Raw genomic sequence first — 15,080 nt, forward strand, 5'->3', positions numbered from 1 at the left:
AAAAAACCGAGGCATCAGCCTCGGTTATCGATTCTTATTTGACGTGTTTCTTAAGATCTTCTTGTGCTTTTTTGTTTGACTCTGCTTGTTCTTTTTGCCATTTTTCAAGGGCTTTGTTATAGTCAGCAGTTGTCACAGCTTTATCTTGGAGTTTCATTCCTTTGTAGATCACGTGGTCTTTTCCTTTACCACCAGTCCATGCAAATGGAGCTGAGAATGGTTCGATACGTGTTAAGAATGGACGTCCAGTTGATGAAGAAGTTGGCATAACAAGGGCGCTATCTGTCAACCAAGCTTGCGCTGCCGCATATTTTTCATAGCGTTTGTTGACGTCTTGTGTTTCTGCACCAGCATCTTTAATCATCTTTTCAAAGTCGTACAGACCAACTTTTTTAGCTGCTTCATTGTTTTCACTTGGGTCAAATCCAAGGAAAGTCTTAGTATTTTCACCAGATGAAGCTTTCAAGATATCCATGTAAGTTGATGGGTCTTGGTAGTCAGGGCTCCATCCAACATTATCAGAGAGATCCCAGTCTTCGCCAGCAGCATTTGGCGCAAAGAGGGTCACATTTTGAAGGTCTTCTTTCGAAAGCATTTGGATATCGATGACGATATTTTCTTTACCAAGTGCTTCTTCAACTGATTGTTTGAAGGATTGTACCCGTTGAACTCTTGATGGTGTGGTTTGGTCCACAGGCATATCAATGTGAATTGGGAATTTCACACCTTCTGCTTCCAAGGCAGTCTTCGCTTTTGCAAACTCTTCCTTCGCTTTCTTAGCATCGAAGAGACCATTTTGACCATCGTCTAGTTTAGTAGATTTCCACTCATCTCCGTAGGTATCCAATTGAGTTTTCACCATTTCACCAAAGGTCTTGCCATTAGCTTGGACAAATGTTGGTGGAATGTAGAGGTTACGGATGATCTTGCTTGCTCCGTCTTTTCCGTTCAATTGAGCAGCATACGCTTCACGGTTGAAGGCAAAGCTGATCGCTTGACGGAAGTCCTTGTTCAAGAGAGCTTTCTTAGTAGATTGTTTTTCTTCATCGGTCTTCTTAGCAGTGTGTTTGTAAGATTGACGGTCGATGTTGGTACCAATAACATAAGATGCTGCGTCTTGAGGAGTGTAGGTGATTTCGTCTTTGAATTCTTTAGCTTGTTCTGAGTAACCAGATCCAGTAGGGAAGAGTTTTGCCAAGCTAAGAGCATTTTCTCCGAATGATTTGGCCAATTTACTTTGGTCTTGTCCATCGTAGAATTCCAATTTCACATCTGAGATGTAGACCTTGTCTTTATCCCAGTAGTTTTCATTCTTGGTCATTTCGATAGAAGATTTTGAAGTAAAGCTCTTCAAGATGTAAGGACCATTGTAAAGAAGGGAGCTAGTATCACTTGCTTGAGCGAATTTATCCCCTTTTGATTTCACAAATTTTTCGTTGACAGGGAAAGTGATCCCAAGAGTCAATTTAGAGTTCCAGTAAGATTCTGGTTGGTTCAAAGTGATTTGAAGGGTATGATCATCAACTGCTTTTACTCCTACAGCTGAGAAATCTTTATTTTTACCACTGACGTAGTCATTCAAGCCTTTGATAGAATCTTGGATGATGTAGAGCATTTCTGATTTGTTATCAGCCGCATATTTGATCCCTGTGACGAAATCTTTAGCTGTTACATCCGCATACTCTTCGCCTTCTGAATCATACCATTTAGCATCATCACGAAGTTTATAAGTATAAGTCAAGCCATCTTGCGAAACTGTCCAATCTTTTGCAAGAGATGGAATCAAGTTCCCGTATTTATCATTTTCAAACAAACCATCAATCAAGTTTCCAGTGATATCGTGGGTTGCTGCTTTACCAGATGTGATATAGTTTAGGTTTTCTGGCTCAGTCTCATAGACATATGAGAATTTTTGACCGTTGCTTGAGCTAGATGATTTAGAACCACCCGAACAAGCTGCTAGGATACCTGCTGAAAGGAGGGCAACTCCCGCAAGTGCAATGACATTTCTTTTTTTCATGTAAAACTCCTTAAGAAATTTTAAGTTTATTTTAAGATTATACCACAAAGATTTTCAGAAGAAAAGGAATTTTCAGAAAATTTTAGTTTATGAAAAAACTACTCCGAAGAGTAGTTTTGAATAGAATCAAATCCTTTTAAAATCAAGTGACATAGTGATACATAATAATTGAAATCATTGATTTTAGATCCAAACAAAAGTATACTGAAACTTTCCGCAGTGAGAAAAGTGCTTGAAACAGTACGTTTCAAGCACTCGGGAGTTTTGAAACCTTAGGTTCAAAACTAAGTCATGGAACTTCGGAGAAGTTCGCTGACGTCCGTATTCATCCAAGGAAAGTTTCTAAAATAACTCTCTCTTCAATCTAAACCACTACGTAATATAGTTGTTATTTTTAATCTACCAAGTCGCTCTTGAGGTAGGCATCGACCATGCGCTCTGTTGCGACTACAGAATCCAAGTGAGTCCGCTCATATGAGTGGCTAGATTCGATCCCTGCTCCAAGAAGGGCATGTTTGACTTCTGCTCCTGCGCTCATGGCTGCAGAGGCATCTGATCCATAGAAAGGATAGATGTCCAACTTATAAGGGATTTCTTGGGCTTTTGCAAGAGCCACCAAATGCTGACGGAACTCATAGTGATATGGTCCAGAAGCGTCTTTGACACAGATGGATACCGTGTATTCATCCGTCGCTTGGTCATCTCCCATAGCTCCCATGTCCACTGCCAAGTATTCGACCACTTCAGCTGGAATACTAGAATTAGCCCCATGCCCCACTTCTTCAAAGACTGAAAAGGCAAAGGTGGTCGTTACTGGCAATTGGATCTTCTCTTCCTTGTACACGCGCAGAAGATTCAAGAGAATCGCCGCACTCACCTTGTCATCTAAGTGACGAGATTTGATAAAGCCGGTGTCTGTCACAATGGTCCGGGGATCAAAGCTGACAAAATCACCCACTTCAATGCCAAGGGCAAGGGTTTCTTTTTCATTGGTCACTTTTTCATCCAGACGGACTTCCATATTGTCCTGGGTCCGCTCGACAGTCCCCGCATCCTTGTAGACATGGCAAGAAGTCTGATGAACCAAAATCGTCCCAGAATGGGTCTTTCCTGTATTAGCCACATGGACTGTACAGTTTTCCCCTTCAATCATATTCCAAGGGAAACCACCGATACGGTCCAGCTTGAGTCGACCATCTGCTTTCACAGCGCGGACAATAGCCCCCAAGGTATCCACATGGGCTGTGACGTAGCGTTGTTTGTCTGTGATCACACCAGGTACGGTCACATTCACGCCACCCTTAGCAGTCCGAGTTACTTCGTACCCGAAGTCTTCAATGGTTTTGACCAAGTAGTCTGCGATCTCACGTGTATAACCGGTCGGGGAAGGAATGGCTGTCAATTCCTGCAAATAAGTCACTGTCTGATTCATAATGCCTCCAAATGTGTTTTTCTTTATTCTAGCATGAAATAGGTGGAATAGCTAGAGGAGAGGTTACAGGGTGGCGTTTTTCAACTCTTCCCGCACTTGCATTAGGAGAAGGCCTAGCTTGTTTTTCCCAGAGCCATCTCCCCCATCAGACCAGTAAGCGTCGTTTCGCGTATGTTCGATGAGGATGGCATCTCCTGTCGCCATCAATTCTTTAGCAATGTCTGGATTCTGACTAAATTTCATTCGAAGGGCCTGAAGCATCACCTCATCTTTGACCTCTTCCCAATCTGGTCTCAAGGGATTTTGTCGATTGCGTCCCTCTAAAGCAGCATCCATTGGAGATGCTATCTGTCGAATTTCCTCTTTAATTTGGGGTACTAATACAGTATCTGATGACAAAATGCTGGCTTTATCTTCTGCTTGTTTATCCTCTACAAGTTTAGCTGCAGCCAATTCAATCTCTTTGCGACTTTGTTTAGCAGTAGAATGTTGACCAGCAGTATATCCCATCATGAGAATAAAGCTAGTTGCAGCTACTGTTCCAACACTAATTAAGGCTTTAGTTTTGACTTTATTTAACATCTTAGACCTTCTTTCTATAAAAACTAAGTCAAGAATACCAGATAAAGCTTGAAAAAAGTATCACAGAAGTAAAAATGCCACCCGAAGGTGGCCAATATAACTTACAAAATTAGTAATCCGTCTGATAAATTTTTTTATACAAACCATTTTTCAGATATCATAGACATAATGATTTCCTCCTTAATTACTAATAGATTATCAAATTTACTGTTTATTAGAATGAGTAATATGTGCAATTTTTGTAAATAAATTAAAAAAGCTGCATCTTCTGCAACTTTTTAATCTGGTGGAAAATAGCCCAACTGCTCAGCGATGTGAATCGCCTCCTGCCTGTTAGTCACTCCCAATTTTGAAAAGATATTGGCCAAGTGATTGGAAACTGTACGTTTACTCACATAGACCTTGTCACAGACATCATCAATGGTCAAGCCATTTCTAACCAGTTCTAGTATCTCGATTTCTCGTGGTGTTAACACCTCTACCATCACTTCATCTGAAAAGACCTTACCACCTAGATAAATCTTTTCCAGTTTTTTCACCAACTCATCTGGGTCCATACTTTTGTCCAGAAAGCCATAAGCCCCCATAACTTTAGCTCGGTGTTCATACATTTTTTTACTGTAACCTGTCAAAATCACAACCTTACTAGAATAACCATTGTCGATAATCTCTTGTGCCAAGGTCAGCCCATCATCTTGATACAGACTCGTCAGGTTGATATCAATCAAAATAATGTCGTAGTCATTAAAAGTAATCTCCGAAATAGTCGAAAAATTATCTACTAACTGGACCTTTTTAATGTTTTCCGATAACTCTAAAATCATCTTGATACTTTGGCTAAATAATTTATGATCATCAATTAATAAAATTTTCATAACACAACTCCTTATCAATCGGGAGAGTAATTTCTACACGAAATCTCTTATTATTTTCAAAAAGCTGCATTTGACCACCTAAAACACTAATTTTATTAGACATATTTTTCAAGCCATAACCTAAGGATTTTTCTGTTTGAAGGCAGTCATTTTCAGAAATGATAAAAATAGCGTCATCATGCACATCAATCTTCAAAGAAATCCTTCCACCACTAGCGTACTTAACGGCATTGGTCGCCAACTCCTCAACCAGACGATAGGCAATTTTATCGTAAGGAGATAAAAGCCTAAAGTGGGCAGGAAACTGTGTGACTACTTCATTTTCTGCGTGATAGCGTTTGACAATCCGATTAATCAGCCCTTGATACTGGATGTCTAACTGCTCGTCTGTTTCTACCATTGGCTGATAATAATCCATCCGCTCACGAATCCGCTGAACCAACTCCTCTGTTACCAGATTGATCTGTTCACCAAAAACTTGATTGCTACTATATTTATTGAAATTTTTTATTGCCATAACATTTTGCAGGATTTCATTGTGAAGAAATTCGGAGAACTGTTGTTCTGTATCTTCATTTGCCAGCAGATTTTTCACCATACGGTTACGCTTTAAAAAGAGAACTTTTACATAATCCCCAGAATCTAGCATTTCAGCAGAACGAAAGAGGCGAATCAATTCTTCCGAACAAATCCCGAACAATAGTAACATGATATTCAAGACCAAAAAGCTCGTGTTTAAATCTAGACGAAAGATGATGAAAATGCCTACTAACAAAAACATAACCAGTAAAAACAAGCGTGAAAAAGCTTTTATATAGGACAATTTTAACTCTGATACCTTTTTTTGAAGAGAGCTGATAATTGTTTTGAAGTGTAAAAAAGCTAAAATGCCAACAATTTCCAGATACCAGACTAGGTTCATCACTCCTGAGCCCCTCGTATTGATATACAAAAAGAAATAAGAAAGAGGCAATATCAAAGCTAATATCCACAAATTTCGTCTCTGATACTTGAGTTTACTTTTCAACTCTTTATGATATAAAATCAGTAAAATCAAGGGAACAAGGTTTAAAAAGAAAGACGCAAACAAGGATAGAAATAGAAAAATTGAAGGACTTAACAGATATGAACTAATGGTGATTAGTGTCAACACAAAGGACACACTCAACAGTTCTTCTCCTATTTTCTCTCCCAGAAAGATAATAGACAGAGAACTATACACCAATAAAAAAGAGTTGAGCGGATGAAGAATATCAAAAAAGTGCAACAGGGTGCTCGCAACTCCTTGATTAAATATGGATTGCCAGCTAATGAGAAACATCATCAGGAGCAACCAAAGTTTCAACTCACTATACCGAAAGGTCACAATATTACAAATATAGCTAAATACAATTAAAGCAATAATCAGCAATAAAACCATCTGCAAGGAAAAATCTGTCGAAAAGTCCAGAGGGATCCTATGATAAATATAAATCATTAAAGCTAGATGATTCAAAATCGTCAACCACCACAATAAAAGTGAGTTTTTCGAGAACAATTTGACAAACTGTTTCATATGTATCTACTTCCTGAACTACTTTAATATTATTATAACACAATACCAGAATTGCAGGATAGGCAACTCTGGTATTTGACTTAATTTTCAATAATTTGCCAACTTACTCTGTAAGTCACTAGCAAGTAAAGGACAAAGAGTAAAACCGCTACTCCCAGATAGGTGATATCAATAGAAATGCTGGTATTAGCGAAATTCTCAAAATAGCCCAAAAGAGCGGTACTCAAGGCAAATGCTAGCGGACCTGCGATGACCAGCGGAACCAAGAAATAACTTAGAATCTGTTGCAAAAGAATAGAGCGATTTTGCTTCCTCTTATTCCCGAGAAGATATAAGATTTGATAATCATTGACACTATCCAAAGCACTTGTAGAAGTTTGAAGGGACAATATACTGAGGGAAATAATGATAAAAATAACACTGACAAAAATCATGACAAAGACAATGACGCCCATAAATCCAAGATAAATCTCAAAAATTCTTCCTTTGGTTTGATAGGTGAACGGATTCAACTCTGCTCCATCACGAGTGAAGTAGTATTTTTCTATCCACTGACTTAAGAATGTTTCTACTTTCCGTTTGTCGATATTTTCTTTGAAATTGGCAACATAGGTCGTGTGGTCTTCCGTCAATCCAACTACTACCTTATCTGGTACAATTAAGGTTCCTGTGTCATTTGTACCCACTGACGATAAAAAGTAAACTGTTTCAAGCGGCTTTGAAGACGCAAGATTAAGAGAATAACCGTTAATCATGAGAGTTTTTGTCGTTAATAGAAAGTCCTGAATCTGCTTGGCAGTTCCTTTATAGTTAGCATTGACCAGAAATTGGTTATCTGCCAAGTCAACCGCTTTTTCCCCTTGCAGTTTGCGGAGATGATTGTAGGCAGAAATTCCTAAAATCGGTACTTTTGATTCAGGAAGTTCCTTATCATGCGCCCAGAGATTGCTAGTATCAATCAAATCTTTATAGATTAAATCACTAGAATAGATAGGATAGCTGTACTCCTCTTTGATGAGGTTAAAGTCAAATCCATCTGCTTTTAATCTGTCTTTGACAGATTCCTGAGAAAACTGGAACTCCTGACCACGATAGAGATTGACAGTTACATCATAAGGTGAGTATTTGTTCAGCTCTCGGTTCATAGTCGTATAGGCACTACCACTAAAAACTAGTAAGCTGAGAGCCAGGGTCAAGGTCAAGGATAAGACAGCCAACGTGACCGAATTACTATCAGCTTGTTTTGAAAATTGACGAATTTTAAAACTGTTTAGTTTGTTATAGTAGGTTTGAGGCAGTTTTCTAAGGGAAACCAAGATAAAATGGCTCAAGGTATTGTAAAATAAAATCACAAAAATCACGAAGACAGATACCAGCAAGATACCCCAACTTTTCAAGAGTGATAGATGGTGATAGTCTGAAAAATAGAGAGCACCAAAACCGATAACAGCTGTCGAAAGAATAAAGAGAAGTGCTTGAAGAACTGGCTTGCCTTTTGCCAAGACAGATTTCTTGACCCCATTTTCTTGAATGAGTGCAATGATATTTTGCTTTCTAAAGGTAAGAATGTCCATGACACCAACAATAAAACTGGTTACCAAATAGGAATAAACTAGTAAGATGACAGACTTGCTATCAAAAAAAAGCAGACTACCAAAGTAATTGGCCATAAAAAACTCAGATGCAACCTTAGATAGAATGACCAGTAAAATCAAGCCAAGCAAGAAACCTAGAATCAAGGAAAAGATATTGACCAGCATGGTTTCAAAGAACAGGGTACGGATAATCTGCTTCTTCTTCATTCCCAGCGTTGCATAAAGTCCCAGCTCTTTCTTGCGCCGTCCCAGGACGAAGTTTGTGGAATAAACGACGAGAAAGGCAATCGCCGATAGAATCAGATAGGAAAGCAAGCCCATGTACTGACTCATCACCGTCGTCAACATTTCCTTTGCTCCTGATAAACTTTGCATCACCGGATGGCTTGGTAAAGCATTAAAAGCGTAGAGCAAGCTATAAATCAAGGTCAGACTGAAAAAATAGATGGTATAGGTCTGTAAATTTCGAAATACATTTCGTAAAATCAATTTTAGATACATACTCTCATCCTCCTATCTGGTACGGCTGTAAATCTCTTGCAAATACTGTTCATTAGATAAGCTGTTACGTTCCAAATCATCCATAATCTTTCCATCGCTAAGTAGCACCATCCGTGAGGAATACTTTGCTGCAGCAGGGTCATGCGTAACCAGTAAAATGGTAATACCAAAACTTTTATTGATTTCCTGCAAAAGCGCCATCAGTTTTTCAGAATTGGCAGAGTCCAAGGCTCCTGTCGGCTCATCTGCGATAATCAGTTTAGAATCATCAATCAAGGCTCTAGCAGTTGCCACACGTTGTCGCTGACCACCTGATAACTGATTAGGAAACTTATCTTTTAAGTTTTGGATGGCCAACTTATCCATAATTTCCACAATCTTATCCTGATGTTTTTTGATATTTTTCCCCTGAATTTGAAGAGGTAGAACGATATTTTCATAGACCGTCAAGGTTTCCACCAAGTTGTAGGCTTGGAAAATATAGGAAATGTTTTTAGCACGATAGTCAGCTAGTTCATTTTCCTTGGCATGGATGATATCAAAATCTTCAAATCGAATCTCACCTGATGTTGGTTTATCAATCGTTGAAATACAGTTGAGGAGTGTTGTTTTTCCACTACCGCTAGCCCCCATAATTGCCAGAAATTCACCTTTTTCAACGGACAAGTTCACATCTAATAAAGCATGAACGATATTATCTCCTTGACCAAATGTTTTCGTTAATCCTGTCACAATAAGCTGTTTCATCATTTCATTCCTCCGTTTCTTTATTACTCTCTCATAATACGGTTTCTTTCAAGGTTTTCCATGAGTATTTTGTGCAATATATTCAAGTTATAAAAAACCGATGCCTTTTTCAGGTATCGGTCGATGTTGATTATTTGCGATCGTTTCTTTTTTTCATAAAGTAAACAATCCCTATGACAATAACTCCTAAGACCAGTACAGGTGCATAGAATTCTAGTGTTCCAATAATTCCTTCCATTTTATCCTCCTGTCAAAAAATAGAGAGTTTTATCCACAGCGCACGTTTGGCGAAGTAAATTCATAAGAATGTGTAAACCACTAACCACAGCGACCTTGTACTGTTAATCTAACAGTCGTACGTCACCCAGCAGTATATTTAATATTTAACTCTTGGCTATTAATTTCATAATCCAAAGAATCAATCTCAAAATGGTCTTGTTTCATTTGTATTTCTCCTCGTAAATATAACACCAAATCAAAGTGTTGTCAATGTTTTGTAATAAAACTCAAGAATTTTCCTTTTGTTTTATCTAACAACAAACATTATTTCTCGTATACTCATAGGAACAGGTGAAACACAATCCACAGCGACCTGCTAGTGTCATTTTAAAAGCTATGCACCACTAGCTCCTGATTTCCCGGAAAGTTCTTGGTTTTCAACCTCGAAACTTAGAGAATCAATCTCTGGACGACTTGTATTTTTAGACATAAGGTTGCCTCCTTCCTTCTTTTAGATGATCATCATTACAGTAACTAGTATAAACTCTAGTATTGGCTAAGTAATGAGTAAATCGTGCAAGTTTCTTATTTTCGAGAAAAATTTTTATAGTGCCCAATTAAAAAGTAGGTCAAGCATACCAGATAAAGCTTGGAGCTTTTATCACAAGAAAAAGACTCCGAAGAGTCTTCGCATTACTTATGCAATTCTTTATTACTCAATGTATGAAAAATCCCCCACAGAAGAATATTTACAATGATAAACAGCAATATTTCCACTAAATTAAAGTCAATCAAATTCCGTGACCTCATTGCCACCATAGCTTGGGAGTAGGGATAGATTAAAGATAATTTATCTGATACAAAAATCATCATAAATCCTATGAAAGTACCAATAGCACCAATTCCCACAGATTTACTGAAAACACGAGTTTTAGCTGTCACAAAAAACTGCACTGCCATCATACTAATTGTTCCAAAAATCCCCAATAAATCCCACTTGAGGTAGGTGAACAAATTAGAAATTTCTAAATGAGCTAAGTGAGCACTGACATAAAAAATACCAAACAAGAACAACTGTAAAACAGCAATAAACAAGATAATTACTATTTCTTTTGCCAACAATAATTTCCCAAGACTGACATTATTAGCTCTGAGAAATTCAATATTTTTTCTATCAAACTCTTTTCCTAACATCATGGCTACATAAAGGCTAACCAAAATCGGAAAGAAAAGCTGGCTATAATAGAAGGTCAATTGTCCCCATAAAACAGGCACTTTTTCACTTTCTGCAACCATAGAATAAGCTGAACCAAAGTAAATCCCAAGACCAATCAGGCTACAAAAAGCTAAGAAGCAAATACCAATCATCAACATGGAAAATTTTTTGGTTTTCCGCCATTCTACTGATAGATAAGACATCATAGCTTGCCTCCTTTCTTTTCAACCAGATAGAGAGATAAGAAGAGATAGATTAGGGCTATTGGCAAATATGTAAAGAGTTTAAATCCTAGGTTTGTCGCCAAAACATAGCTCACTTGATTGCCGACTTGCTGGTAATCCACCAGAGACAGATATCCTATACCACCAAAAGGGAAAATCAGCTGTAGAAAAGCTGGTGCATGACCAAATCCAAATCCAAGAAATCCTCCGAAAATCCCTAATGCCAGTATCAATGCCTGCTTTTTCAGTAAAAACTGCAAAGTCAAAAACAGACAGGTTAAGACAAAAGATGCTAGCAAGAAAATGACGATTTGCCAGAGGATTAGGCTAACAGGCATTTCTAGACCAGAAAAGTTTGCAATCAACTGGACTACTACTCCCTCCAAAATAGCGAGAAAGGTCAAAACGAACATAGTCAGGCCAAGCTTACTCAGAAAGATATGCCGTACATTTTCACCATTTGCCAAAAGCAGTTTGAAAGTGTTGCCCTCCTTCTCGTTCTTGACAATCCGGGATACAAAGAGAGCAATCACGATAGGGAGAATCAAGCCATTTACTTCTTTTATCATATAGAAAATTAGGTTAATCTGGTGCATGTCTGGATTACTTAGGTAACGTGTAGCGGCTGCAATTGCCCAAGCAAATCCGACTCCCATAACTAGTATGCTAATGAGGAAGGATTTGGTTCGTTTTGCCTTGAGCAATTCAATAGACAAATTATTCAACATAAGACTCACTCCTTGGTTAAGTTAAGGAAGATAGATTCCAAGGTTTCTTGTTCTTGCTTCACTTCATAAATTGGAACTTTCTCGACTATTAAATCTCGTAACAAACTAGAAATCTGCTGATCGGCAAGGTTAGTCAGCTTGAGTTTATCCTCTTGTATCTCTAACATCTTGCACGGATAACCAAATAACACTTGGCTAATGACTTCACGTCGATCTCTAAAATCCCCACGCACTTCCAGCCATTTATTGGACTGAATTTTACGAATTTCTCCCTCGTAAACGAGTTGACCATGATTGATAATCCCTACACGGTCAGCGATATGCTCTACTTCAGAAAGGATATGGGTAGAGATGAAGACAGTAATGCCCTGTTCTTTTGCCAACTTGATAATCAGTTCCCGAATTTCATGAATCCCTGCTGGGTCTAGCCCGTTTGTTGGCTCATCCAGTATCAACAAACGTGGTTTCTTGACTAAGGCAAAGGCTAAAGCCAAACGCTGTTTCATACCCAGAGAATAATCTTTAACCAATTTTTTCTTGTTTTTAGGTTGATCTAACCCCACAATTTTCAAGGTTTCCTGAATATTTTTCTTATCAAATCCAAGGATCTTTTGGAAGACCAAGAGATTTTCATAGCCTGTCAAATTAGGATAATAAGACGGTTCTTCAATCATAGAGCCAATCTGATTAAGATACTGCTTGTCCGTATCTATGGGTTGACCGAACACTTCAATCTCCCCAGCTGTACGAGAAATCAAAGACAAAATCATCTTCATGGTGGTTGTTTTCCCAGCTCCATTTGGACCTAGAAAACCATAAATCTCACCTTGTTGAACTGATAAGGAACTGAGGTTAACTACCTGAGTGTCCTTAAATCCCTTTTGTAAGTTTTTTATCTGTAAAACATTACTAATCATTATGAACTTCCTCCTCAACGAGATTCATTTGTTGTTTAGCCATTTGGAAATACCTCACTGATTAAAATTTATTTGAGAAGTATCTCTATCTAGGTTATGTCTTTATTATAGACATGCTAGATTAATTTTAAACTAAGCTAACCTTAATTTTACATTAAGATTAAAGTATCTTTCTTTTTTCACTCTTTTAAATGGTATAATATAGATAAGCGAGGTAAGATTATGAATTTCGAACAACAGCTCCTGAATAAGCACATCCTTATCATTGATGACGATAAAATTTTAAACTCTTCCATAAGAGATATTCTCACTGCCTACGGATTTTCCAATCTAACATCAGCCTATGATATAGAATCTAGTTTGGACATGATTGAAACAGAGCAGTTCGACCTTTTCCTTTTGGACATTATGCTCCCCGATGGTGATGGCTACACATTAGCAAAACATATCCGAAAAAAAGGCGATACACCTATCCTCTTTCTGACTGCCAAAAATAATCCTGAAGATGAGGTAGCTGGTTTCAATGCTGGTGGTGATGATTATGTCATGAAACCCTTCATTCCAAAAAATCTTATCTATCGTATTATGGCTCTGCTCCGAAGAAGCTATAAATCAGAACAGGAAGCAATACAGATTGGACAGACTTTGGTGAGTTTTCGGAATGCAACAGTACAAAAAAATGGAGCAGAAATTTCTATTACGCCAATTGAAATTCAGATTTTGAAAAAACTTTACGATAATAAAAATTACATCGTTTCAACCGAATCTCTCTGTGATACGATTTGGGGAGTGGATAGCTTTGGTTATGAAAACACTTTGACTGTACATATTCGGAAAATTCGAGAAAAAATAGAAGAAAATCCTTCAAAACCTCAATATTTAAAGACAGCTAAAGGGCTGGGATATAAATTGTTATCATGATTATGAACCAAACCAAAATTTTAAGGTATTCACTAAAGAAATTTATCTTTTTTTCCATCATTATCTTTATTACCAATATTCTTCTAATTGCCAGTTTTGTTTTCTACATTAAGGAAAAGCAAACTGCTACTGAGACTGTGAAAATAATTTCTGAACACATTACCATCACAAAAAATAACGTCCACATACCTAGAAATGATATTTCTAGTCTAAAAGAACAAAAGTTATGGCTCATGGTATTGGATAAGCAGACTGGAAAACAAGTGTACGAACAGTATAAACCTACAGAAGTTCCTTCGCAATTTGACTATGGGGACATTTTACAGTTTTCTCGCTATTATCTTTCAGATTATCCTGTTTTTAGTCAGATAAAAGGTGACTACATCATTGTTGTTGGTTTTCCAAAAGATAAAATCGCTCGTTATAGTTATAATTACTTAGATATAGATAGTATTCGCTTGATTCCACTAGTAGCATTTGGAGTATTGCTTTTCAACTGCCTTTATTTCGCTTTTCTTTACTACTATGGTGTGACGCATATCAATCGTAAAATTGCGCCTCTTGTAACTGCTATTCAGAATCTCCCGGATGGTCTGAAAAATCCAATAAATTCTATATCAGAACTAGAATATCTTACAACTGCAATTAATCAAACCGATACTCTACTCAAAGAGAATGAAGTCTTTAAAGAGCAATGGATTTCAGGTATTGCACACGATATCAAAACACCTCTTTCTGTCATCATTTCTAACGCGTCCTTGTTAAATGATTCTGAACTAGATGCACAGTCTAAAAAACATATTCCCCCAATATTGACGGAATCCTATTACATCCAAAATATTTTAAATGATCTAAATATAGTAGCTCGCCTTTCATCCGGTCATCTTCAATTAAATCAGACTGAAACAAAAATTATCCCCTTCTTCAAAGACATTCTCATCCATATTTTAAATCAAGAAATCTGGAATGATTTTGAATTTGAATTTGATTACGATGATTCACTTGTTAATCAATCTATCATGATTGAGCAGTTTTTAATCACAAGAGTTATCCATAATATCATCTACAACTCTGTTTTACATAACGAAAAGGGTTGCACAATAAGAATCCACTTATTCAAAAAAGATACAAATGTAATTGTCGAAATCAAAGATAATGGACAGGGAGCTTCACCAGAAAAAATTGCTGAACTTAATGAATTATCTTTTAAAAGCATTGATATTTCTAAAATTAGAACGACTGGAATTGGGCTAAAAATTTCAAAACAAATTGTTGATTTGCATCAGGGCTCTATTTCATTTGCTAGTGTCCAAAATGAATTCTTTGAAAGTATCATTTCACTTCCGATTTTCAACATTACCAATTAGATAAAAAAATGGAGAAGAACCATTAGAGTTTTCTCCATTTTTTTCATCTTATCTTCCACTTATACCCTACCCAGCCTGCCAAGACAAGCAAAGCAAGGTTAAAGAGGATAAAGAAAGACGTAAAACCAAATAATCCATTCTGTGCCAAATCTTCTGTGTTGGAATTCTGTCAATATTTTGG

At 37.4% G+C, this 15,080-nt stretch carries 12 protein-coding genes and 1 pseudogene; 2 read left to right on the forward strand and 11 right to left on the reverse strand.

The window, feature by feature from the left end; genetic code table 11:
* Positions 1-34 precede the first annotated feature (34 nt).
* The 10 genes and pseudogenes from HMPREF1195_RS03755 to HMPREF1195_RS03805 form a co-directional block, all read right to left on the reverse strand.
* Positions 35-2,020 (reverse strand): peptide ABC transporter substrate-binding protein, encoded by a 1,986-nt coding sequence (locus HMPREF1195_RS03755; protein WP_023918412.1) that lies wholly within the window; start codon positions 2,018-2,020, stop codon positions 35-37.
* A 394-nt stretch (positions 2,021-2,414) separates the two neighbouring features.
* Complete coding sequence (locus HMPREF1195_RS03760; RefSeq protein ID WP_023918414.1) at positions 2,415-3,452, reverse strand: M42 family metallopeptidase; 1,038 nt, start codon at positions 3,450-3,452, stop codon at positions 2,415-2,417.
* 90 nt (positions 3,453-3,542) lie between these two features.
* Positions 3,543-4,034 (reverse strand): annotated as a pseudogene (locus HMPREF1195_RS11375) (NADAR family protein); the annotation flags it as partial.
* Positions 4,035-4,312: 278 nt separating this feature from the next.
* Positions 4,313-4,909: a response regulator transcription factor gene (locus HMPREF1195_RS03770; RefSeq protein ID WP_023918418.1), complete on the reverse strand. Its 597-nt coding sequence runs from the start codon at positions 4,907-4,909 to the stop codon at positions 4,313-4,315.
* A complete protein-coding gene (locus HMPREF1195_RS03775) occupies positions 4,890-6,464 on the reverse strand; it encodes a sensor histidine kinase (RefSeq protein WP_023918420.1) in 1,575 nt (524 codons plus the stop codon). The genes HMPREF1195_RS03770 and HMPREF1195_RS03775 overlap by 20 nt, the downstream gene beginning before the upstream one ends.
* An 80-nt stretch (positions 6,465-6,544) precedes the next feature.
* On the reverse strand, positions 6,545-8,560 hold the full coding sequence (locus HMPREF1195_RS03780) for an FtsX-like permease family protein (protein WP_023918422.1): 2,016 nt from the start codon (positions 8,558-8,560) through the stop codon (positions 6,545-6,547).
* A 12-nt stretch (positions 8,561-8,572) separates the two neighbouring features.
* Positions 8,573-9,307, reverse strand: coding sequence for an ABC transporter ATP-binding protein (locus HMPREF1195_RS03785; protein WP_049498219.1), 735 nt, complete (start codon positions 9,305-9,307; stop codon positions 8,573-8,575).
* A 912-nt stretch (positions 9,308-10,219) separates the two neighbouring features.
* The gene (locus tag HMPREF1195_RS03795; protein ID WP_008534395.1) at positions 10,220-10,948 is read right to left on the reverse strand and encodes an ABC transporter permease; all 729 of its coding nucleotides are present in this window, start codon (positions 10,946-10,948) and stop codon (positions 10,220-10,222) included.
* On the reverse strand, positions 10,945-11,694 hold the full coding sequence (locus HMPREF1195_RS03800) for an ABC transporter permease (protein WP_023918430.1): 750 nt from the start codon (positions 11,692-11,694) through the stop codon (positions 10,945-10,947). Before HMPREF1195_RS03800 ends, HMPREF1195_RS03795 begins: the two co-directional genes overlap by 4 nt.
* A 5-nt stretch (positions 11,695-11,699) precedes the next feature.
* Positions 11,700-12,611, reverse strand: a complete 912-nt coding sequence (locus HMPREF1195_RS03805; protein WP_023918432.1) for an ABC transporter ATP-binding protein — start codon at positions 12,609-12,611, stop codon at positions 11,700-11,702.
* A gap of 222 nt (positions 12,612-12,833) precedes the next feature.
* On the opposite strand from HMPREF1195_RS03805, the gene HMPREF1195_RS03810 reads away from it, so the two are divergent.
* Both HMPREF1195_RS03810 and HMPREF1195_RS03815 read left to right on the forward strand, forming a co-directional pair.
* A complete protein-coding gene (locus HMPREF1195_RS03810; RefSeq protein ID WP_002892257.1) occupies positions 12,834-13,532 on the forward strand; it encodes a response regulator transcription factor in 699 nt (232 codons plus the stop codon).
* Positions 13,529-14,899 carry a sensor histidine kinase gene (locus HMPREF1195_RS03815; protein WP_023918433.1) on the forward strand — a complete coding sequence of 457 codons (1,371 nt, stop codon included), beginning with the start codon at positions 13,529-13,531 and terminating at the stop codon, positions 14,897-14,899. The genes HMPREF1195_RS03810 and HMPREF1195_RS03815 overlap by 4 nt, the downstream gene beginning before the upstream one ends.
* Before the next feature lie 43 nt (positions 14,900-14,942).
* Here HMPREF1195_RS03815 and HMPREF1195_RS11415 read toward each other — a convergent pair whose 3' ends face one another.
* A complete protein-coding gene (locus HMPREF1195_RS11415) occupies positions 14,943-15,047 on the reverse strand; it encodes a hypothetical protein (RefSeq protein ID WP_229040342.1) in 105 nt (34 codons plus the stop codon).
* Positions 15,048-15,080: the final 33 nt, after the last annotated feature.

The organism is Streptococcus parasanguinis CC87K, assembly GCF_000507765.1.
GTDB classification, from domain to species: Bacteria; Bacillota; Bacilli; order Lactobacillales; family Streptococcaceae; genus Streptococcus; species Streptococcus parasanguinis_J.